We start from the raw sequence: 21,867 nt of genomic DNA, 5'->3' as shown, positions 1-21,867 counted from the left end.
TCATTCCGGGGGTGTTTTTTCTGGCTCTCTGCGCATCTGCTTTTCCTGCAGCCAGACTGGTAATTCCCCTGCAATTCCGCCATATAGGGGCAAATGAGGCGCTTGTTGCGCGCTCCTCCCAGCAAGGTCAGGCACATGACGCAGACGGTCGAATTCGCGAAGATGAACGGGCTTGGCAACAAGATCCTGGTTGTCGATATGCGCGGCCGCAAGGACATGGTCTCCCCGCAAGCGGCCATCGCGCTGAATGCCGATGCCGAGACCGCCTTTGACCAGATCATGGCGATCCACGATCCGCGTCTTGCTGGCACCGATGCCTATATCGATATTCTCAACTGCGATGGCACCAAGGCGCAGGCCTGTGGCAATGGCACACGCTGCGTGGTGCAGGCACTGGCGTCAGAGACCGGCAAGAAGGCCTTCACCTTTCAGACGGTCGCGGGCATCCTGAATGCCACCGAGCATGAGGACGGGATGATCTCCGTCGATATGGGGCAACCCCGCTTTCACTGGCGCGATATTCCGCTTGCGGAAGAGTTTCACGATACCAGCCGCATCGAATTGCAGATCGGCCCGATCGACGAGCCGGTGCTGCATTCGCCTGCCGTCATGTCCATGGGCAACCCGCACGCCATCTTCTGGGTGGATGGCGATCCGATGGAATTCGATCTGGCGCGCTTCGGGCCGCTGCTAGAAAACCATCCGATGTTTCCGGAAAAAGCCAATATCACGCTTGCGCAGGTCATTTCCGACACCCGCCTTCGCACCCGCACTTTCGAGCGTGGTGCTGGGCTGACGCTTGCCTGCGGATCGGCCGCCTGCGCTGCTGCCGTCTCGGGGGCGCGGACCGGTCGCACCGGTCGTCGCGTCGAGATCGATGTGGCTTCCAGTCCCGTGCGTATTCCACTCACCATAGAATGGCGCGAGGACAACCACGTCATCATGACCGGTCCCGCTGAATGGGAATGGGCTGGACAAGTGGATCCCGTCACCGGCCAATGGACGCGTGAGGCGGGCGTGAAGCAGGGCGTCTTATGAGCGGTGTCGAGGTCATAACCTTCGGCTGCCGCCTCAATACCTATGAATCGGAAGTGATGCGGGCTGAGGCCGAAAAGGCGGGGCTCAACAACGCGGTGCTGGTCAATACCTGCGCGGTGACGGGCGAGGCCGTGCGCCAGGCGCGTCAGGCGATCCGCCGGGCGCGCCGCGACAATCCGCATGCGCGCATCATCGTCACCGGCTGCGCTGCCCAGACCGAGAAGCAGACCTTTGCCGCCATGCCGGAAGTCGATGCCGTTCTCGGCAATGAGGAGAAGCTGAAGAGCACCTCCTACCGTGCCCTGCCGGATTTCGGCGTCTCGGCGGAAGAGAAGCTGCGCGTCAACGACATCATGAGTGTGAAGGCCACTGCGCCGCAGATGGTCAAGCACATCGATGGGCATGTGCGGGCTTTCATCCAGGTGCAGAATGGCTGCGATCACCGCTGTACCTTCTGCATCATCCCCTACGGACGCGGCAATTCCCGCTCCGTGCCGATGGGTGCAGTGGTGGATCAGGCACGCAAGCTGACCGAGAGCGGTTATCGGGAGATCGTGCTGACGGGTGTCGATGCCACGAGTTATGGTGTCGATCTGCCGGGCGAACCCTCGCTCGGTTATTTGGCGAAGACGCTGTTGAAGCAGGTGCCGGATATTCTCAGGCTCAGGCTATCCTCCATCGACAGCATCGAGGCAGACCGTCATCTGATGGATCTGATCGCTGACGAGTCGCGCTTCATGCCGCATCTGCATCTGTCGTTGCAGCATGGCGACGACATGATCCTGAAGCGGATGAAGCGCCGCCATCTGCGAGACGATGCCATTCGCTTCTGCCGCGAGGTGCGCGCTCTTCGCCCGGAGATGGCGTTTGGCGCCGACATGATCGCTGGCTTTCCAACCGAGACCGACGAGATGGCGGAGAATGCCGCCACACTTGCGGAAGAGTGCGGAATTTCCAGCTTGCACGTGTTTCCCTACAGCCCGCGTCCGGGAACGCCAGCCGCGCGAATGCCGCAGCTCGACCGTGCGCTGGTGAAGGAACGGGCGGCAAGGCTTCGTGCTCGCGGCGACACGCTGCGCATCGCGCATCTCGACGCTATGGTGGGAAGTGAGCAGACGATCCTGGTGGAAAACAATGGTTTTGCCCATACGGATAACTTTACCCTGGTGGCGGCCCCTGATCTTGCGCCCCGCACTCTTGCGCGGGTTGCCATTACGGGCCACAACGGTAAGCACTTGAAGATGCAATATCTGGCAGCGCAAGCGGCCTGAAAAATCACGAGACGGGAAAGTCATGGCCCTCGGCTTCATCAAAAAAGTCTTTTCGTTCGGCAAGGACAAGGCCGAGACGGATAGTCCGGAAGGCGAAGAGGCCGCTTCTCGCCAGGAGGACCGTAGCGCCTTCGAAGAGGCACTGAACGAGGCAGAAGCCCACACGCTGCCAGCTGAAGATCCTGTGCCTGATGTAGAGATGGAAAGCGCCGCAGGCCCTGTCTCTGACGATGTCGGGCAGGTAAGTGAAACCGCTGGAGACGAGGACGAGGAAGCGCCGCTTCTGCCCGGGCCTGAGCTGGTTGGCGATATCGGCATGGTGCCGCTCTCTTTGCTGGAGGCGGAAGCTGAGGCCGGTGAGGACGTGGATGGTGCCGAGCAGGTGGATGCGCAAGCACCGCTGGACGACAATGCTCTGGGCGGCATTCTGGATGAAGCGGAAGCGGCAAGCGGCATTCCGCCGGCTGCGCTTTCACCTGCTGTTCCAGCTGCACTTCCCCCGGCTCTACCAAAAGGCTTTGCCTCTGCGGCCGATCGTGTCGAGCCGGTCGAGGCTGCACCTGAGCTGAAGCTCACCTGGTTCCAGCGCCTGCGCGCCGGTCTCGCACGCACCTCTTCGCAGCTGACGAACCAGATTTCGGCGCTCTTCACCAAGCGCAAGCTGGATGAAGACACGCTGGATGAGCTCGAAGACCTGCTGATCCAGTCCGACCTCGGCGTCGAGACCGCCATGCGCATCACCGGTGCCCTGTCATCGGAGCGCTACGGCAAGGATGTCAGCGGCGAAGATGTCGCCAAGATCATGGCAACCGAAATCACCAAGGTTCTGTTGCCCGTCGCCAAGCCGCTGGAACTCGATCTGTCGCACAAGCCGCATGTCATTCTGGTGGTCGGCGTCAATGGCACCGGCAAGACCACCACCATCGGCAAGCTTGCGGCAAAACTCTCCGGCTCCGGCCTGAAGGTGATGCTGGCCGCGGGCGATACATTCCGTGCGGCTGCCATCGAGCAGCTGAAGATCTGGGCCGATCGCACCGGCTCGGAATTCATCGGTACCAAGCTCGGGGCCGATGCGGCAGGGCTTGCCTATGATGCCTATGAACAGGCACGAGCGAAGAAGAGCGACGTGCTGATCATCGACACGGCAGGCCGTCTGCAGAACAAGACCGAACTGATGGCGGAGCTGGAAAAGATAGTGCGCGTTCTTGCAAAACTCGATCCGGACGCGCCGCACACGGTTCTGCAGACGCTGGATGCGACGACCGGCCAGAATGCCATGAACCAGGTGGAGATATTCCGCAACGTTGCCGGCGTCTCGGGCCTGATTATGACAAAGTTGGATGGCACGGCGCGGGGCGGTATCCTCGTTGCCATCGCTGCCAAGCACAAGCTGCCGGTCTATTTCATCGGCGTTGGCGAAGGCGTGGACGATCTGGAGCCGTTCGAAGCAGAAGATTTCGCCAAGGCGATTGCGGGAGTTTGAGTATGGACGTGGAAAGCAATCAGCGCGAAAGCGAAAAGATGGTGCGGGAGGTCAGCCCGCTTCTGAAGTTCGTTCTGGAACTCGGACCGCTTGTCGTCTTCTTCTTCGCCAACTCCAAGGGCGACTGGCTGGCGGAAAAGCTTCCCGTTCTGCATGAGTTCGGTGGGCCGATCTTCATCGCCACCGGCCTCTTCATGATCGCGACGGCGCTGGCGCTCACCGTCTCCTGGATTCTCACGCGCACATTGCCGATGATGCCGCTGATCTCCGGTCTCGTCGTTCTCGTCTTCGGCGCACTGACGCTCTATTTGCAGAACGACACCTTTATCAAGATGAAGCCCACCATCGTCAATACGCTGTTCGGCGTCATTCTGCTCGGCGGGCTGTTCTTCGGTCAATCGCTTCTCGGCTATGTCTTCAACTCCGCCTTCAAGTTGGATGATGAGGGCTGGCGCAAGCTGACACTCCGCTGGGGCGTATTCTTCCTGTTTCTTGCAGTGCTGAACGAAGTCGTCTGGCGCAATTTCTCCACCGATACATGGGTTGCCTTCAAGGTCTGGGGCACCATGCCGATCACCATCATCTTCACCATGGCGCAGATGCCGCTTGTCATGCGTCACTCGGTCGAGCCCCTGACCAAAGATGATAAATGACCAAGGACGACAAATGACGGTTTCGGTTGTGCCTGCCTCTCGCGCGTCTTCGGTCAAATGGTATTGGATGGCAGCGGGGCTCCTCGTCGCGCAGATCGTCATTCTCTACATGATGGGCCGCGTTCCAATCTGCGAATGCGGCTATGTGAAACTGTTCGAGCCGGGGGTGAACACGCCCGGCAATTCGCAACACATTGCCGACTGGTACACGCCGTCCCACATCATCCATGGCTTCCTGTTCTATGGGCTCGCATGGCTTCTGTTCCGTAGCAAGCCTCTGTCGTTCCGGCTGTCTCTTGCGGTTCTGGTCGAGGCTGCCTGGGAAATCCTGGAAAACTCGCCGATCATCATTGACCGCTATCGCACTGCCACCATGGCGCTCGGCTATAGCGGCGACAGCATTCTCAATTCGGCGATGGACACGGTCTTCATGATCGTGGGCTTCTTCTTCGCTGCACGCATGCCGGTTTGGCTGACGATCCTGATTGCGATCTTCTTCGAGATATTTACCGGCTGGCTGATCCGCGACAATCTTACCTTGAATGTGCTGATGCTGGTCTGGCCGGTAGACGCTATCAAGGAGTGGCAAAACGCGCTTCCTGGCGCCTGATCCCGAATTTGTCAGCGTGCGAGCGGGCGCTTTATTAACAAACGCGCCGTATATCTCGATGCCTGTTTTATGATTTCTTCAGAGGCGTCCGTCTTGCAGGACAATTTTGCTTATCTGCTGCCCTTTATCCTGCTCACATTCGGGTTGATCTTTCTTAGCCTCCAGACCGTGGGGTTTCAGTCCGGACGCTACTGGGGCATGGGCTTTCTTTCAGCCGCCAGCGGCTTTGCCCTCCCGATGGTGCTGACGGACACGTTTCTGATTACCCAGGCGGTCGTCTCCAACCTGGTGTTCTTCGCGGCTTTCTTCTTTTATGGCCACGCGCTGCTTGTCCATTTTGGCGTGAAGACGCATTGGAGGCTGCGGCTTGCTTTCGCCGCTGCCGGATATTGCGCGGTGTGCTTCTTCATCTTCATCGAGCCGAATTTGAGAAACGGGCTGGCAACGTCCGACACGGGGCTAGCGCTGCTTCTCGCACCATCAATCTTCCTGGCGCGCAGGCAAGCGCGCAATCTCATGGATAAGCTGCTGCTGGTGGCGGTCAGCCTCGTGGTGATGGAGACGATGACGCGGGTGACACTGTTGTTGACGCAAACCAGCGCCGCGTCGATGGAAAGCCTCGATACCTATCTCTCCTCCGACTACGCCTATATTGCTCAGTTTGCCGCCAGCATTTGCGGATTTCTGATGGCGCTGTCTGTGTTGGCGAGTGGCGCCGCGCGGGTGCTGGATCAGCATCGGCTGCTGGCAGACCAGGATTCGCTGACAGGGCTGTTAAATCGGCGAGGCTTCGATCTGGGCGCGCCGGATTTTCGCGTATCGCCGCTACCTTCCGGTGCCGTGCTGATCTGCGATATCGATCACTTCAAGACGGTCAATGACCGCTTTGGCCATGCAACCGGCGATCGGGTCATCATCGCGCTTGCGTCGCTCCTTAAGGACACGCTGCCTGCCAATGCCAAGATTGCGCGCTTTGGCGGCGAGGAATTCGTTGCTTACGTTCCCGATCTCCCGGCGTCGCAGCTGGCGGTGCTTGCCAATATGGTGCGCAGCGCCTTTGCCGCGCGTAACTGGTCAAACGGGCCGTTTCCGGTTCACATCACCAGCAGCTTCGGCGTATCCGCGATCGCGCTTGGCGACCACTCCATCCATGATGCGATCTCGCGCGCGGATGGCTTCCTCTACAAAGCAAAGCAGGCAGGACGAAATCAGGTAGTTCACGAAGGAGTTGCTGTTGTGAGTGTCACGCCTGCGGCCAGCCTCAAGATCGTTGCGAGCTGACGTTCACCACCGCAGCCATCAATCTCCGGCAGCAGCGCTTTCGATGGCCGGGATGAGTTCTCGTTCGTAGGTCGTCACGTCGATCGGGCCGACCTTCTTGTAGATGATCGTGCCGTCCGGACCGACCAGATAGGTCTCCGGAATACCGTACACGCCCCAGTCAATCGCAGCCCTGCCGTTCGGATCGATACCGATGGCGGCATAAGGGTTGCCGAGTTCGCCGAGAAAACGCACGGCGTTATCGGTCTTGTCCTTGTAATTGATGCCGACAATGTTGAGACGTTTGTCCTTGGACAGCTCCTTCAGCATCGGGTGCTCCTGCCGGCAGGGCACGCACCAGGATGCGAAGACGTTGACCAGCGTCAGCTTGCCGGCAATCGCCGCATCGGTCAGCGCGGGCACATTGGAGCCCTCCAGCGGCGGCAGTGTGAGCGAAGGTGCCTTGGTGCCGATCAGTGCCGAGGGAATAGCGCTGACATCGAGGCCGTTGACGTCCTGCTCATAGAGCATCTTGGCAGCGATGGCGGCAAAGCCGCCAAAGATCAGCAGTGGCAGAAGCGCCAGCACATAGCGCGATCGGCCACGCGATGCGGACGGTGGAGAGGCTTCTTTGTCGCTCATGCCGAAGGCGCCTCGGTTTTGGCCGGACGCGAGCGGCGGCGAATGCCGAGCGCTTCCAACTCTTTCAGCTCGCGCTTGCGGGCGCGCCCATCGAGCCAGACCCAGGCGATGAGGGACAACACAATCAGGCCGGTGAGGGCGTAGGACATGCCGATGTAAAACGCGTGGGTCATCTCTTTTACGCTCCTCGTCCAGCCGCACGCGCGGCAAGGCGCCGTTGTGCGGCGATGCGACGGCGCATGATTTCATTGCGCATGGCGGCAAGGTGAAGCGTGAAGAACAGCAGGGTGAAGCCGATTGCCATGGTCAGCAACGGCCAGAGAAATTCCGGGTCGATGGCCGGACCGTCCATGCGCATTACGCTTGCCGGTTGATGCAGCGTGTTCCACCACTCCACCGAAAACTTGATGATCGGAATGTTGACGAAGCCGACGAGGATCAGAACGGCGCTGACACGCGCCGCCTTCGACGGATCGTCCATCGCCTTGTTGAAGGCAATGAGGCCGAGATACATCAAAAACAGGATGAAGACGGATGTGAGGCGTGCGTCCCAGACCCACCACGTACCCCACATGGGCTTGCCCCAAAGTGAGCCGGTGATCAGTGCAATCAGTGTGAAGGCCGCACCGATCGGTGCCGCCGATTTGTGGCTGACATCGGCCAGTGGATGGCGCCAGACCAGCGTGCCGATGGCCGACAGCGCCATGACGGTATAGCACATCATGGAGAGCCACGCGGCGGGCACATGCACATACATGATGCGCACGGTGTTGCCCTGCTGGTAATCGCCCTCCGTGGAGAAGGCGAGATAGAGACCAGCCAGCAGACACAGGGCGGAGAGCCCTGCCAGCCATGGCAGAATGCGCGATGACAGCGCCAAAAACCGGGTGGGATTGGCAAGATCGCTGAACTTGGTGATGGCTAGGCTCGTCTGGGTCATGGCATCTTTCTGGCCGCGGGCAAGGTCCTTTTACAGTGAGGACGAAGCCGCGGCAATTGATCCTTATCAATCCGTGGAGTTGCGCAGTGCCAAAGCGGCAAAGAACGGGCCGACCACCGATGAAAAGAGCGTGATGGCAATCAGGATCATGAAGGGCGGAAGGAATGGGGCGGGATCTTCCACCGCTGCGTAAGACGCGCTGACGCCGAAGATCAGCACGGGGATGGCAAGCGGCAGGACGAGGATCGAGACCAGCAGGCCACCGCGTGGCAGCGCCACGGCAACCGCCGCACCCACTGCGCCGATGAAGGTGAGGGCAGGGGTTCCGACGAGCAGCGTCAGCATGACGGCGCCGATGGCCACCTCTCCCATGTTCATGAACAGGCCCAGCAGCGGCGAAGCGATGACCAGCGGCAGGCCGGTTGCCGTCCAGTGCGCCAGGCATTTGACCAGAACCGTCAGCACCAGCGGATTTTCATGCATCAGGATCAGATCAAGGGAGCCGTCGTCCCTTTCTGCCTGAAACAGCCGGTCCAGGCCGAGAAGCGCTGCAAGCAGGGCGCCGATCCAGACGATGGCAGGGCCGATGCGGGAAAGGAGATTGAGGTCCGGGCCGACGCCGAAGGGGATGACGGCAACGACCGTCATGAAGAACAGGACGCCGATCAGTGCACCTCCGCCAGCGCGGATGGAGAGCTTAAGGTCTCGCAGGAACAGCGCGATCATCGGGCGGGGTTCCTGCTTCCGGGGCGTTTGCGCTTGAGAGTATGCTCGGTACAGGTGAGGAAGCTCATCAATAAACCTCCCCCACTCCGGCAAACCCAGTCATCCGCAACTCTTTGGCATCCTCCAGTCCAAGCGGCTGGTGCGTTGCCGCGACCACGAGACCACCCCTTGCCAGATGCGCCTTCACCAATCCGGTAAACATGCGGTCCGCCTCTGCATCCAGCGCTGCCGTTGGCTCATCCAAAATCCAGATCGGCTTCCAAGCCACGAGCAGCTTGGCCATGGCAAACCGCCGTTGCTGGCCGGCGGAAAGATATCCGAAGGGCAGGTGGGTGATACCGGCAAGGCCGACGATCTCGGCAGCGTCTTCGATGGAGGCAGAGGGCACGCCGTTGAAGTCACCTAAGAAACGCTTCCAGAAGGAGAGGTTCTCGTAAACTGTCATTTCCTGTTTCATGGCGTTGCGGTGGCCGAGATAGTGGCTGACTTCAGCGGGCCGTGTGCCCTCTTCAATTCCTTCGCCGGCTATCTTTATGGTCCCGGTCTCGGCAGGCAGCAGGCCTGCAAGGACGCGTAGAAGCGTGGATTTGCCTGACCCGTTGGCGCCGGTGAGAACGAGGGCGTCGCCATCCGTTAACTGGAGAGAAACGTTCATGAATATAAAATCTTCGCCCCGTCTGACGCCAAGATTTTCCGCTGTCAGATGCACTGCTCCGCCTCGTTTAAGAATTTCGTCATCTCGATCAAAAAAAATCGATTTTAGCCATGAGTTGGTCTGGCACGTTTTGGCGAAATTATCTATATGGGTCTCAACCACGCCAGCGGCCGGCGTGAACATCACCTAGCGCCGGACCTGAATATTGCGGAAGCAATTTTCTCGTGCGGACAGCGGAAATGGTCGTACCCGCATCCTGATGTGCATGATAGTGCATAGGTGTCCGCACGCGCGTGTTGGCTATCAGAATGAACGGGGTTTACTACCGTGGCAAAATCTCTCGACAGTTTCAATTGTCGTTCCGTTCTTACCGTCGACGGTAAGGAATATGTCTATTACAGCCTGCCGAAAGCGGAAGCGAACGGCCTCAAGGGCGTCGCCAATCTCCCCTATTCGATGAAGGTTCTGCTTGAGAACCTGCTGCGCAATGAAGACGGCCGTTCGGTTCGCAAGTCCGATATCGAGGCTGTTGCCGAGTGGCTGAACAACAAGGGTCTGAAGGAAGCGGAAATCGCTTACCGTCCCGCCCGTGTTCTGATGCAGGACTTCACCGGCGTTCCCGCCGTCGTCGATCTCGCAGCCATGCGCGATGGCATCAAGGCTCTCGGCGGCGATCCGGAAAAGATCAACCCGCTCGTTCCCGTCGACCTCGTCATCGACCACTCGGTCATCGTCGACGAATTCGGCAATCCGAGTGCTTTTGCCCGCAACGTCGAGCTCGAATATGAGCGCAACGGCGAGCGTTACCGCTTCCTCAAGTGGGGCCAGCAGGCGTTCAAGAACTTCCGCGTCGTTCCGCCAGGCACCGGCATCTGTCACCAGGTGAACTTCGAATATCTCGGCCAGACTGTCTGGACGAAGGATGAGGATGGCGAGACGATCGCTTATCCGGATACCTGCGTCGGCACCGACAGCCACACGACGATGATCAATGGTCTTGGCGTTCTGGGCTGGGGCGTTGGCGGCATCGAAGCCGAAGCGGCCATGCTCGGCCAGCCGGTGTCCATGCTTCTGCCCGAAGTCATCGGCTTCAAGCTGACGGGCACGCTGAAGGAAGGCGTTACCGCGACCGACCTCGTTCTGACGGTCGTGCAGATGCTGCGCAAGAAGGGCGTCGTGTCCAAGTTCGTCGAATTCTTCGGCCCCGGCCTCGACACGCTGCCGGTCGCAGACCGTGCGACGATCGGCAATATGGGTCCGGAATACGGCGCGACCTGCGGCTTCTTCCCTGTCGATACCGCCACCGTTGGCTACCTCAACATGTCCGGCCGCGCGAAGGATCGTATCGCGCTCGTCGAAGCCTATTCCAAGGCGCAGGGCATGTGGCGCGACAATGACGGCTCGCAGCTCGTCTTCACCGACACGCTGGAACTCGACCTCAACGACGTCGTGCCATCCATGGCCGGTCCGAAGCGTCCGGAAGGCCGCCTGCCGCTCGAAACCATTGCTTCGAACTTCGCGACCGCTCTCGAGAACGACTACAAGAAGCCTGGCCAGATCGACACCCGCTATGCGGTGGAAGGCGAAAGCTACGACCTCGGACATGGTGATGTGGCAATTGCCGCCATCACGTCTTGCACCAACACCTCCAACCCGTCGGTGCTGATCGCTGCCGGTCTTCTCGCCCGCAACGCCGTTGCCAAGGGCCTGAAGTCCAAGCCGTGGGTAAAGACATCGCTTGCACCTGGAAGCCAGGTCGTGGCGGAATATCTGGAAAAGGCTGGCCTGCAGAAGGAGCTCGACGCGCTCGGCTTCAACCTCGTCGGCTTCGGCTGCACGACCTGCATCGGCAACTCCGGCCCGCTGCCAGCGCCGATCTCCAAAACCATCAACGACAAGGGTCTGATCACCGCTGGCGTTCTTTCCGGCAACCGTAACTTCGAAGGCCGCATTTCGCCGGACGTCCAGGCGAACTACCTCGCTTCCCCGCCGCTCGTCGTCGCTTATGCGCTGGCCGGCACGGTGCAGAAGGACTTGACGAAGGAGCCGCTCGGTGAAGACCAGAACGGCAACCCGGTCTATCTGAAGGACATCTGGCCGACCTCTGCGGAAGTCCAGGAATTCATCCAGAAATACGTGACCCGTGAACTGTTCGAGACCAAGTACGCGGACGTGTTCAAGGGCGACGAGAACTGGCAGGCCGTTCAGGTTCCTGATGGTCAGACCTATGCCTGGGACGACAACTCCACCTACGTCCAGAACCCGCCTTACTTCGTCGGCATGGGCAAGAAGGGCACTGGTCTCAAGGACATCAAGGGCGCTCGCGTTCTCGGTCTCTTCGGCGACAAGATCACCACCGACCACATCTCTCCGGCCGGTTCGATCAAGGCAGCGTCTCCTGCCGGTGCTTATCTCACCGAAAACGGTGTGGCGGTTGCCGACTTCAACCAGTACGGCACGCGCCGTGGCAACCACGAAGTGATGATGCGCGGCACGTTCGCCAACATCCGCATTCGTAACCACATGCTCGGGCCGAACGGCAAGGAAGGTGGCTACACCATCCACTATCCGTCCAAGGAAGAGATGTCGATTTACGACGCTGCGATGAAGTACAAGGATGAGGGCGTTCCGCTCGTCATCTTCGCCGGTGTCGAGTACGGCAACGGCTCCTCGCGTGACTGGGCGGCAAAGGGCACCAACCTGCTCGGCGTCAAGGCCGTGGTGGCGCAGTCCTTCGAGCGTATTCACCGCTCCAACCTGGTCGGCATGGGCGTCGTGCCCTTCACCTTCCAGGAAGGCACCACTTGGGCAAGCCTGGGTCTGAAGGGCGACGAAACCGTCACCATCGAGGGCCTCGAAGGCGAGATCAAGCCGCGCGAAACCAAGATCGCGAAGATCACCTATTCGGACGGCACAGTGAAGGAAGTTCCGCTGCTTTGCCGCATCGATACGCTGGACGAAGTGACCTACATGGACAATGGCGGCATTCTGCAGACCGTTCTTCGCGATCTGGCAGCCTGATCTATCCGTCAAAGACATCGAACGCCGGGAGCAATCCCGGCGTTTTTTTGTGTCCGATCGGGACGCTCCGCGCATGAGATCTTGTTTGGGAAGTGCGTGAACGCGACGGCTCGCCATTCAGGTCTTTTGCTCCGCATGGGGCTTGCGATGCTCACCCCATCGTGACTTCCTCTTGAACAGAGTTCGAGGCTATTTTCCGCCTTGCCTCCACACCCAAATTGATTGCATCAATGGTTCGGACCGGCATTCAGACAAGGGTTCATATCATGCCGAATAAAATTGGCCCGCAGCGAAGCGGCACTTTTAGAAATGGGCTTCGCAGCTTCGGCGTTTCCCTGTGCCTTTTCGGCGGGCTTTCTGGCGGTGCAGCCTATGCACAGGACGGGCTGAAAGGCGTGGTCGAACTCTTTACCTCGCAGGGCTGCGCGTCCTGCCCACCGGCGGATGCCAATTTGCGCAAGCTTATCCAGAACGGCGATGTGATTGGCCTGTCCTATCACGTGGACTACTGGAACTATCTCGGCTGGACGGATTCGCTGGCGTCGAAGGAAAACACCGAGCGGCAATATGGCTATGCCCGGGCGCTCGGGCGCAACAATGTCTATACGCCACAGGCCGTGGTCAACGGACGCGACCATGTGAAGGGCGCGGATATCCAGACGATCTACAAGCGGCTCGACGATTTCAATCATGCGGGAGAGGGCCTGAGCGTTCCCGTCAGCACCGAGCGCGTCGGCGACGAGATCGAGATCGACATTGGCGCCGGTGAGGGCAAGGCAGAAGTCGTGGTTGCCTATTTCAACCGCGAGCAGGTCGTGGACGTCCAGAAGGGCGAGAACCAGGGCAAGACCATTTCCTACTGGCACAGTGTCTATGACGTGCAGACGGTGGGCATGTGGGATGGCAAGGCTATGACGGTCAAGCTGCCGGCAAGTGTGATGGCAAAGGCCAAGTCCGGCGGTTGCGCCGTGTTGCTGCAAAAAATGGATGCAGCGGGCAATCCCTCAGCTATCGTCGGCGCGAATGTGCTGATGCATTCTGAGGGGTAAGGCTCTCGGAACAGGTTACCCCGATCCCCGCGAGGGGGAGATCCGGTCCGGGCATTGGGGGCTGGGGGTAAAGGGTCAATGCACCGGACCGGGTCATCTTGGTGCCTAGGCATCAATTGACGATCGCACTATTCCATCGAATTCGGGCCATGATTTGTTTGAAATTGGGCATTTAAGCCCGTTTACGTGCCTCATTGGTTACCGATCATGGTGTCGTTTGCGCATCGACGTTGCGGGCTTGCAATTTGTCCAAGCCGGGCACAGACTGTCGCGCAGATGTCATATGCAGTCGAGCGAGGTGCCGGATGACCGATCAGCCGGATTTGCATTACGCGAATTCTCAGACGCGAGAAGGCTCAACCGTCGTTGATCTTCGGGAGTATAAACAAAGCAAGGATCCCTTGCCTGTCACCTTCCACCGCCGGGAATTGGACGCGATTCTGCGCATCTATGGCCGCATGGTGGGCGAGGGCGAGTGGCGCGACTATGCCATCGACCACATGAAGGAAAAGGCGGTGTTCTCCGTCTTCAAGCGCTCCGGCGAAATGCCGCTGTTCAGGATCGAGAAAAACCCGAAGCTAGCTGCCAAGCAGGGCGCTTACTGCGTTATCAACACCGATGGCCGCATTCTCAAGCGTGGGCATGAGTTGCCTCAGGTGCTGAAGGTATTCGACAAGGCTTTGAAGCTGATCGACTAGAGCGCCGTGCGCCTATTGGACGCGCAACGAGCGCTTCGCCGCTTTGAATTGATGTATCGTGCTTTCCGCAGATCGGGTCCGATTGTAGGGCCGGTGCTAAAAAACAGTCGGAAGCGGCGCTTCCTCTGCCTCGTAAGTGGACATGAAAAAGGCGGCCGGTGGCCGCCTTTATGTTTGAGCGCTGTCGCGACCCTTAGTTGTTCCGGTTGCCCAGGAACTGAAGCAGGAACATGAACAGGTTCAGGAAGTCGAGGTAGAGCGTCAGCGCACCCATGATCGCCTTGCGACCGGCTACGAGAACGTCGTCACCTTCGAAGTACATTTCCTTGATCTTCTGCGTATCGTAAGCCGTCAGACCCGCAAAGATCAGGACACCGATTGCAGAGACAGCGAAGCCTAAGCCGTCGGACTTAAGGAAGATGTTGACGATCGACGCGATGATCAGGCCGAACAGGCCCATGATCAGGAACGAGCCCATGGCGGACAGGTCCTTCTTGGTCGTGTAGCCGTAGAGCGACAGCGCGCCGAAAGAAGCAGCCGTAATGAAGAACGTCTGGACGATGCTGGCTTCAGTATATCTCAGGAAGATCGAAGAGATCGAGAGACCGACGAGTGCCGCATAGACCCAGAAGGTCGACTGGGCGGCAGACACGCTCATCTTATGCACGCGGAAGCTCAGGAAGAAAACCAAAGCTAGCGGAGCCAGCATGACGGCCCAGCGAAGCGGGGATGCATAGATCGCATAGCCCAATTCCGTCAGCATCTTGCCGTTGGGCAAAGTCGCGACAGCCGCAGCTGGATCAGATGTCACAGCGAGGCTAGCAAAACCGAAGGCAGCAACACCGGTAATCACCAGTGCGAGCGCCATAAGGTTGTAGACCTTCACCATGTAGGAGCGAAGACCTTCGTCGATCATCGCACCAGACTGAGCACGGCCCTGGGCCACGCGGTTCTGGTAGTTGTTAAAGTCAGCCATTGTTTCCTCTTTTAGCTCCGAAGTTGCTACGGTGTCGGGATAAGACCGTTGTACGGACATTACCCCAGGCGCCGCTGCGGAGCTACAGCAAGCCTACCAGAGAATATGAGACGATGGCGCATTTGTTACAAGAGCGGAGAATGCCGAAAAAACACCGTATGCGCGAAAAGCGATAACGTTTTTGACATCATTACGAAGAATTAATCGTAAAAGTTAAATCGCGCACAACTTTTCCGATTTTAGCTTCTGCTTTGCATCTAGTGGATTATTCACCCGCCTGGCGCAGCACAGGTGCTGCCTTCTGCCCGAGAATGCGCCATGTGCCGATCAGGCCGATGCCCACCGTCATGAGGAGCGACACGACAAGCGTGCCGATCGCCACATCTGGCAGGAAGCTGGACGGCAGCTTCATGATGCGGGAAATGACGAACCACGCGGAGACACCACCCGCCAGAAGGGCAAAGGTGGCGGTCGCAAAGCCGAGGATGATGTACTCATAGGAGAAGGCTCGGATCAGCATGGAGCGGGTGCCGCCGAGCGTCTTCAAAATCACCGCATCACGGGTGCGCGCACGGTTCCCCGCCGCCAGAGCACCGGCCAGCACCAGCACGGAGGCAATCAGCGCAACGGCAGCCGCCGCACGGATCGCGGTGGCCAACTGTCCCACCAGCCTGTCGACGATATCGAGCGCATCCTTGACTCGCACGGTGGTGATCGTCGGATAAGCATTGGTGATGCTGCGCAGGATCTCGCCTTCCTTGGCGGGTGTCGCCGAAGGGTCAGCGAGGGTTGCGAGCCAGGCATGCGGTGCACCGCGGAAGGTGTTGGGCGAAAAGACCATGACGAAATTGATCGACATGGACTGCCATTGCACGTCACGCAGATTGGCGATCCTGGCGGTGATGCTACGGCCAAGGACGTTGACGGTCACCGTATCGCCGATCTTCAGGCCAAGCTCGCGCGCTTCTTCGGCGGCAAAGGACACCAGCGGCTCGCCGCTATAATCCTTGCCCCACCACGTGCCTTGCGTGAGCTTGGTATTTTCGGGCAGATCTTGAGAATAGGTGATGCCGCGATCGCCGCGCAGAACCCAGCGGCCCGATGGTGGCACCTCGATCTTGGTGACGTCCTGACCGTTGAGCGCCAGGATACGGCCGCGCAGCATTGGGACCTCGGTGAGGGTGCCTTCCGGCGCTTCGCGCTTGACGAGGTCGCGGAAACCGTCGCGCTCGCTTCCCTGGATATCCACGAAGAAGAAATTCGGCGCTTTCTCCGGCAGCGTCGAGGTGAATTCCCGCCGCAGGTTGCCATCGATCAGCGTCAGCGTCACCAGCAGCGTCAGCCCAAGACCGAGCGACAGGACGACAGAAGGGGTGAGTGCGCCTGGGCGGTGGATATTGCCGATCGCAAGTCTGAGAGCTGCGGAATGGACGCGTGGGCTGCGTTTCGCCAAGGCTTTGATGCCAGCGGCGACCAGCCGCAAGACGACGAAAGCAAATGCGATGGCGCCAAGGAACACCGATGCGATGAAGCGGTCATCCGCCGTGAAAATCGCAAGGCTCGCGAGCACTGCGAGAAGAACTGCCGTGGCAGCGAGATACGGCCAGGAAGGAAGCTTACCCTCGTCGAACCCCTGTTCGCGGAAGAGAGCCGTGGCGGGCACTTCACGCGCCTGACCGAGCGGCACGATGGCAAAAGCAAGTGTCGTGAGCATGCCGAAGACGGCAGCAAGCCACAGCGCCGCTGGATAGAAGGCAAGCTCTTTCGGCACCGGCAGCACGCCGTCCAGAAAGCGCATGGCGATGAGGGGTGCTACGGCACCGAAAAGTAGTCCAATCAGGATTCCGACGCAGGCAATGAAGCCGATCTGGAAGAGATAGGTCATTGTTACCACGCTTGCCGGTGCGCCGAGGCATTTCAGCGAAGCAATAGTCGTGCGCTTGGAATCGAGAAAGGCGCGCACGGCATTCGCCACTCCGACACCGCCGACGATCAGCGCCGTCAGACCAACCAGAGTCAGAAATTGCGAGAAGCGGTTGACGTTTTCGGTCAGTTGCGGTGCTGCGCGGTCGCTGGTGCGAATGGACCAACCGGCATTGGGAAATTCCTTGTTGGTCGTCTCAATAATCGTTGCGCGCTTGGATTGGTCGGTCAGGCGAACCTTGTAAGCATGCTCGATCAGGCTTCCTATCTGGATCAGACCGGAGGCGACAAGTGCATCCCGGCTGATGAGCAGGCGGGGGGCGAAGCCGAAGCCGTCGGAAAGCGTGTCCGGTTCGGTCACGATGGTGCCCGTCAGTTTCAGCCTTGCATTGCCAAGAAGCAGGTCGTCGCCGACCTTGATGCCGAGGCGCTCAAGCAGCATCGGCGCCGCGACCGCGCCGAAGCTCTCACCCTGTCTAGCCAGAAGCTCGGGAAGCGGACGTGCCGGTTCGGAAACGAAATCCCCGTAGAGTGGATAGGCACCATCGACGGCCTTCACTTCGGCGAGCGTCTGCTGCGATCCGTCCTCAAGGCGGGCCATGGACCGCAGACCGTCGGAGACGGCGACCTCGCCGAGACTGTCGATATAGGCGCGTTCCTCTGTATTGGCCTCGCGATTTCTCAGCTCGAAACGCACATCACCGGCGAGAATGGACTGACCCTCATCGGCAATGGCGCTGGTGACGGCCCGCGAGACGGAATTGACGGCGGCAATCGCTCCGGTGCCAAGTGCAATGCAGGCGAGGAAAATGTAAAAACCGCCGAAACCGCCGCGGATTTCCCGGCGCGCCAATCTCAGCGCATTTCGAATGTTGGCGGCTGACGGAATCATGCGCTTGCCGCCTGTCTGGCGGCGGTGGAACCGGCGCTGTCACCCTCGATCTGTCCGGAGCGCACCTTGATCTGGCGCGTGCATCGGGCGGCGAGCGAGGGATCATGCGTGACGAGGATCATCGTCATCCCGCGTTCGGCCTGCTTGGAGAAAAGAAGGTCGGCGATCTGCTTGCCGGTGTCGGTGTCGAGATTGCCGGTGGGCTCATCCGCAATCAGCACGGCAGGCGAAGGCGCCAGCGCTCTGGCAATCGCCACGCGCTGCTGTTCACCGCCCGACAATTGGCCGGGGTAGTGGTTGAGGCGTTGCCCGAGACCAACGGCGGTCAATTCGCGGGTCGCAATCTCGAAGGCATTAGGAACATTGGCAAGTTCCAGCGGCACTGCGACATTTTCCAGTGCCGTCATGTTGGCAATCAGGTGAAAGGACTGGAAGACGATGCCGATATTCTTGCCGCGAAAATCGGCCAGCGCGTCCTCTCCAAGCGAATGAAGATGCGTTCCCGCAATCGTGATCTCGCCGCTATCCAGTCTCTCAAGACCCGCCAGCACCATCAGCAGGGTCGACTTGCCGGAGCCGGAAGGCCCTACAATACCGACGGCTTCGCCTTCCTGGATAGTGAGATCGATGCGTTTCAAAACGTGGACGGAAGCAGCAGCACTGCCAAGAGTGAGATCCGCTTTCTTCAGCTCGATGGTGCTTTTCGCCACGTTTCGCGTTCCTATATATCCAAGAGTGCAGAAGCCTTGCCCGGCTTCACCAATTAGGAAGGCTGGTATGAATTTTAAAGCCGCTGCCGCTCACTTAGTCGTCATTTGTGGAGCGCTCTTTTCATCCTCTTATGCGCAGTCTCAAGACAAGCCATTACAGATCGTCGGCTTCGGCGATAGTTTGATGGCTGGTTATCAGCTGGCGCCAAACGAGAGCTATGCCGCGCAGCTTGAAGCGGCGCTGAAGGCCAAGGGCGTCAATGTGGTGGTCACCAATGCCGGCGTTTCGGGCGATACGAGCTCCGCCGGGCTCGCCCGTGCCGAATGGTCGGTCCCGGACGGGACGGACGGCGTAATCCTGGAACTTGGTGCCAACGACGCGCTTCGTGGCATTCCACCGGCCGATACCGAGAAGAACCTCTCAGCCATCATCGAAGGGTTCCAGAAGCGCAAAATTCCGGTCCTGTTGGTGGGCATCATCGTGCCGCCGAATATGGGCGGCGATTACGGTAAGGCGTTCAACCCGATCTATGAGCGCCTGGCGCAGAAGTATCAGCTGCCGCTCTATCCGTTCTTCCTGGATGGTGTGGTGCTCGATCAGAGCCTGCAACTGGAAGACAGAATGCATCCCAATGCCAAGGGTGTGGCGGTGATGGTGGAGAAGTCTCTGCCAGCCGTCGAGGCCTTTGTTAAGACTATCAGTGCGCAAAAAAAATAAGCACTTGCGCAGCCAAGCGTTGCATGATTCGCTGTTCTTGTTCTGCCAAAAGATTCGGGGAGCTCGCCATGCCGAGACTGTTTACCGCCCTCGAAATTCCGCGCAACGCGGCGATGAGCCTTTCATTGTTGCGCGGTGGTCTACCGGGAGCCCGGTGGATTGACGTGGAGAATTATCACATCACCTTGCGCTTTATCGGGGATATAGACGGTCGCACTGCCGATGAGGTGGTCGACCGGCTGGATCGCATCGAGCGTGAGGAATTTCAGATCAACCTGACGGGCATCGGTTCCTTCGGATCGAAGAAGCCGCACTCCATCTGGGCCGGGGTGTCTCCTTCCCCGGAAATGGTGGCTCTCCAGGCAGAAATCGAGCGCATTTGCCAAAGACTTGGCCTGCCGCCGGATCCGCGAAAGTTCACGCCGCATGTCACGCTGGCAAGGCTTCGCAATTCGAGGCTAGACGATGTGGTCCATTATCTTTCGGGCCGCGGGGATTTTCGCACTTCCACCTTCACCGTCGGACGCTTCGTCCTGATGTCGTCGAAGGAGTCGGTCGGTGGCGGTCCTTACATCGTCGAAGAGGCTTTTCCATTGTATGAAAGTCGTTCGGGCGGCATCTATGCCGATGCCGGCCTGCTTCCGGAAAAGACGCTGTTCTGAAACGTGTCTTGGAAACGGCCGATCATAGCATCGCCTGGCTGCCGGCTTGGTCGTGCGCCATTATCAGACGGTGGTCTGTGGGCCCCGAATGAACCAAAGTGCATGCATTTCCGTTGAATCCCGGGCGAAACAGGAATGCGAGGGGAGGGTTCGTCGTGACCTACGCGAAGCTTGAAACGGACGCGGTGCTGACGGCGCTTGAGGAGATTGACGGTTGGTCACTGCGCGAAGATGGTTTGGCGATCGTCAAGGCATACAAATTCGCCAGTTTCGCCGAGGCTTTCGGCTTCATGGCGGAATGCGCGCTCGTGGCAGAGAAGCTTAACCACCATCCTGAATGGTCGAATGTCTATTCGCGGGTGAAGGTCTGTCTCACCACGCATGATTCCCAGGGGATCACCGAGCGTGACATCCTGCTGGCCAAGGCGATGGAGAAGGCGGCTGCCGGGCGCGGCAATTGAACGCTGCACCAGCTTTCCTATATCATGGCCATGACCAAAGGAAACTCGACCATGGATGACGTCAAGATCGGTGAAATCCTGCTTCCCGGTGATCCCGACACGCAGAGAGAGCGCGAACAGACGGTGCGCTCCAAGTTCTGGCCCAAGATGAAGCGGGTCGTCAGCAAGGTGCCTTTTGCGAGAGACGCTGCGGCTGCCTATTATTGCGCGGTCGATCCGGGAACGCCGCTTCGTGCGAAGGGTATTCTTCTTGCCGCGCTTGGCTATTTCATCATGCCCATCGATGTTGTGCCGGATATGTTGGCGGTCATCGGCTTCACCGATGATATCGCCGTTTTGACCGCAGCGCTCGCCATGATCCGTGCCCATATCACGATGGAGCACTACGACGCTGCGGATGCGGCGCTGGAGAAGATGCGCGAAGAGTAACGGCCCTGTGATGCGCCGTTCGCAACGCTTCCAAATCCTGACAAATTCTTGCCTGAATTGGCGTGTCATAGCTGTGGATGTGGCGCTGTCTCGCGTCGCCTGGAGCATCTTCTTGCATGCGTCAGGACGTTCTGACGCATGTGCTTTGTCCGAGCTTTCGTAAGCTTCGGTAGGGCAGGCTTCTCAGGGCGCGCGGGAAGTATCCGAACTGTAACACCGCGATACAATTCTCACCTTTTAACGATGGCGTTGACGGTTTGGTAACCGTTCCTTAGCCAAAATAAAGATGACGGCCTTCACCTAGCACCGGCCCGGCCTAGCCGTTCGGGCAACTGGAAGACAATAAACCCGGCAGGAAATTCAATGTTTGTAAGAAGTGTAGCAACCGCAGCCGCCATTTTGCTGACCAGTGTCAGCATTGCCTCTGCACAGTCGCCCACGCGCATCCAGCAGTTCAACGCTTGGGGTGCCTATTCGTACAAATCGGGTAAAAGCACCGTTTGCTATGTTCTGTCCGTCCCAACCGCCAAGGAGCCGGCGAGCGTCGATCATGGCGATATCTTTTTCATCGTGTCGCAGCGCCCTGGCCAGAACATCTCCTATGAGCCGCAGGCCATGGTGGGCTATCCTTTGAAGGAAGGCTCCAAGGTCAATGTGACGATCGATGCCAAGAACTTCGTCATGTTCACAAAGGACAAGGCGGCTTGGGTCGAGAACGCCGCTGAAGAGCCGGCACTTGTTGCAGCCATGAAGACGGGCAAGAGCATGACCGTCAAGGCGACGTCGGGTCGTGGCACGGCAACCTCCTATTCCTATTCGCTGTCTGGCATCTCGGCAGCGCTGAAGCAGATCGAAAGCTGCAAGTAAGCAATTTTGACGATCAAGTCTGATGGCCGGTCTTTGACCGGCCATTTGCGTTTTGGCCGGTTTGATGCTAGATGCGCGCCCAACACGAATGCTGGCGACACCGAGATGATCGCAGCAGTTTTGGATTTCTCGACATGCAGATGACGTTCCGCCGTTTCGACAGGTCGGTTTCGCTCGTGCATT

The 21,867-nt window shown here is 59.0% G+C and carries 22 protein-coding genes; 14 read left to right on the top strand and 8 right to left on the bottom strand.

The features are described from left to right. Positions 1–135 precede the first annotated feature (135 nt). The 6 genes from dapF to QZ862_RS08235 all read left to right on the top strand — a co-directional run bounded on the left by dapF (position 136) and on the right by QZ862_RS08235 (position 6,336). Positions 136–1,038 (top strand): diaminopimelate epimerase, encoded by a 903-nt coding sequence (gene dapF / locus QZ862_RS08260; RefSeq protein ID WP_296098910.1) that lies wholly within the window; start codon positions 136–138, stop codon positions 1,036–1,038. Beyond that, positions 1,035–2,309 carry a tRNA (N(6)-L-threonylcarbamoyladenosine(37)-C(2))-methylthiotransferase MtaB gene (gene mtaB / locus QZ862_RS08255; RefSeq protein WP_296098907.1) on the top strand — a complete coding sequence of 425 codons (1,275 nt, stop codon included), beginning with the start codon at positions 1,035–1,037 and terminating at the stop codon, positions 2,307–2,309. Before dapF ends, mtaB begins: the two co-directional genes overlap by 4 nt. Positions 2,310–2,331: 22 nt before the next feature. After that, positions 2,332–3,792 (top strand): signal recognition particle-docking protein FtsY, encoded by a 1,461-nt coding sequence (gene ftsY / locus QZ862_RS08250; protein WP_296098905.1) that lies wholly within the window; start codon positions 2,332–2,334, stop codon positions 3,790–3,792. A 2-nt stretch (positions 3,793–3,794) separates the two neighbouring features. Further along, positions 3,795–4,445: a septation protein A gene (locus QZ862_RS08245; protein WP_296020528.1), complete on the top strand. Its 651-nt coding sequence runs from the start codon at positions 3,795–3,797 to the stop codon at positions 4,443–4,445. Between the two features lie 13 nt (positions 4,446–4,458). Next, the gene (locus QZ862_RS08240) at positions 4,459–5,055 is read left to right on the top strand and encodes a DUF2585 domain-containing protein (RefSeq protein WP_296020526.1); all 597 of its coding nucleotides are present in this window, start codon (positions 4,459–4,461) and stop codon (positions 5,053–5,055) included. A gap of 93 nt (positions 5,056–5,148) precedes the next feature. Continuing rightward, positions 5,149–6,336, top strand: a complete 1,188-nt coding sequence (locus QZ862_RS08235) for a GGDEF domain-containing protein (protein ID WP_296098903.1) — start codon at positions 5,149–5,151, stop codon at positions 6,334–6,336. An 18-nt stretch (positions 6,337–6,354) separates the two neighbouring features. Here the strand turns inward: QZ862_RS08235 and QZ862_RS08230 are convergent, their stop codons facing one another. The 5 genes from QZ862_RS08230 to ccmA form a co-directional block, all read right to left on the bottom strand. Continuing rightward, entirely contained in the window at positions 6,355–6,957 is a 603-nt protein-coding gene (locus QZ862_RS08230; RefSeq protein ID WP_296098901.1) for a DsbE family thiol:disulfide interchange protein, read from the bottom strand. Continuing rightward, complete coding sequence (ccmD, locus tag QZ862_RS08225; RefSeq protein ID WP_296039737.1) at positions 6,954–7,130, bottom strand: heme exporter protein CcmD; 177 nt, start codon at positions 7,128–7,130, stop codon at positions 6,954–6,956. Before ccmD ends, QZ862_RS08230 begins: the two co-directional genes overlap by 4 nt. 5 nt (positions 7,131–7,135) lie before the next feature. Beyond that, the gene (locus tag QZ862_RS08220) at positions 7,136–7,897 is read right to left on the bottom strand and encodes a heme ABC transporter permease (RefSeq protein ID WP_296020516.1); all 762 of its coding nucleotides are present in this window, start codon (positions 7,895–7,897) and stop codon (positions 7,136–7,138) included. 66 nt (positions 7,898–7,963) lie between these two features. After that, complete coding sequence (gene ccmB / locus QZ862_RS08215; protein ID WP_296020514.1) at positions 7,964–8,623, bottom strand: heme exporter protein CcmB; 660 nt, start codon at positions 8,621–8,623, stop codon at positions 7,964–7,966. Between the two features lie 67 nt (positions 8,624–8,690). Continuing rightward, positions 8,691–9,332 carry a heme ABC exporter ATP-binding protein CcmA gene (gene ccmA / locus QZ862_RS08210; protein ID WP_296098899.1) on the bottom strand — a complete coding sequence of 214 codons (642 nt, stop codon included), beginning with the start codon at positions 9,330–9,332 and terminating at the stop codon, positions 8,691–8,693. Between the two features lie 273 nt (positions 9,333–9,605). Here ccmA and acnA point away from each other — a divergent pair, with 273 nt between their 5' ends. The 3 genes from acnA (at position 9,606) to QZ862_RS08195 (ending at position 14,046) form a co-directional block, all read left to right on the top strand. After that, entirely contained in the window at positions 9,606–12,299 is a 2,694-nt protein-coding gene (gene acnA / locus QZ862_RS08205) for an aconitate hydratase AcnA (protein WP_296098897.1), read from the top strand. A gap of 266 nt (positions 12,300–12,565) precedes the next feature. After that, positions 12,566–13,348, top strand: coding sequence for a thioredoxin family protein (locus QZ862_RS08200; protein ID WP_296020507.1), 783 nt, complete (start codon positions 12,566–12,568; stop codon positions 13,346–13,348). A 305-nt stretch (positions 13,349–13,653) separates the two neighbouring features. After that, positions 13,654–14,046, top strand: a complete 393-nt coding sequence (locus QZ862_RS08195) for a DUF2794 domain-containing protein (protein ID WP_296020505.1) — start codon at positions 13,654–13,656, stop codon at positions 14,044–14,046. Positions 14,047–14,239: 193 nt separating this feature from the next. Here the strand turns inward: QZ862_RS08195 and QZ862_RS08190 are convergent, their stop codons facing one another. From QZ862_RS08190 to QZ862_RS08180, 3 genes are all read right to left on the bottom strand, one after another. Then, positions 14,240–15,022: a Bax inhibitor-1/YccA family protein gene (locus tag QZ862_RS08190; protein WP_296020503.1), complete on the bottom strand. Its 783-nt coding sequence runs from the start codon at positions 15,020–15,022 to the stop codon at positions 14,240–14,242. 265 nt (positions 15,023–15,287) lie between these two features. Then, entirely contained in the window at positions 15,288–17,837 is a 2,550-nt protein-coding gene (locus tag QZ862_RS08185) for an ABC transporter permease (protein ID WP_296098895.1), read from the bottom strand. Further along, positions 17,834–18,547 carry an ABC transporter ATP-binding protein gene (locus QZ862_RS08180; protein ID WP_296098892.1) on the bottom strand — a complete coding sequence of 238 codons (714 nt, stop codon included), beginning with the start codon at positions 18,545–18,547 and terminating at the stop codon, positions 17,834–17,836. The genes QZ862_RS08185 and QZ862_RS08180 overlap by 4 nt, the downstream gene beginning before the upstream one ends. Positions 18,548–18,614: 67 nt before the next feature. On the opposite strand from QZ862_RS08180, the gene QZ862_RS08175 reads away from it, so the two are divergent. The 5 genes from QZ862_RS08175 (at position 18,615) to QZ862_RS08155 (ending at position 21,684) form a co-directional block, all read left to right on the top strand. Beyond that, positions 18,615–19,265, top strand: coding sequence for an arylesterase (locus QZ862_RS08175; RefSeq protein ID WP_296098889.1), 651 nt, complete (start codon positions 18,615–18,617; stop codon positions 19,263–19,265). A gap of 68 nt (positions 19,266–19,333) precedes the next feature. Next, on the top strand, positions 19,334–19,927 hold the full coding sequence (thpR, locus tag QZ862_RS08170; RefSeq protein WP_296020490.1) for an RNA 2',3'-cyclic phosphodiesterase: 594 nt from the start codon (positions 19,334–19,336) through the stop codon (positions 19,925–19,927). A gap of 155 nt (positions 19,928–20,082) precedes the next feature. Next, on the top strand, positions 20,083–20,388 hold the full coding sequence (locus QZ862_RS08165) for a 4a-hydroxytetrahydrobiopterin dehydratase (protein WP_112519409.1): 306 nt from the start codon (positions 20,083–20,085) through the stop codon (positions 20,386–20,388). 51 nt (positions 20,389–20,439) lie between these two features. Beyond that, positions 20,440–20,817, top strand: coding sequence for a YkvA family protein (locus tag QZ862_RS08160; RefSeq protein ID WP_296098887.1), 378 nt, complete (start codon positions 20,440–20,442; stop codon positions 20,815–20,817). A 363-nt stretch (positions 20,818–21,180) separates the two neighbouring features. Further along, positions 21,181–21,684 (top strand): invasion associated locus B family protein, encoded by a 504-nt coding sequence (locus QZ862_RS08155; protein WP_112519410.1) that lies wholly within the window; start codon positions 21,181–21,183, stop codon positions 21,682–21,684. Positions 21,685–21,867: the final 183 nt, after the last annotated feature.

This window comes from uncultured Agrobacterium sp. (assembly GCA_913777615.1).
GTDB lineage: Bacteria > Pseudomonadota > Alphaproteobacteria > Rhizobiales > Rhizobiaceae > Agrobacterium.
The sequence above is the reverse complement of the archived record's forward strand: the minus strand, read 5'-3'. Positions and strand labels throughout refer to the sequence as shown.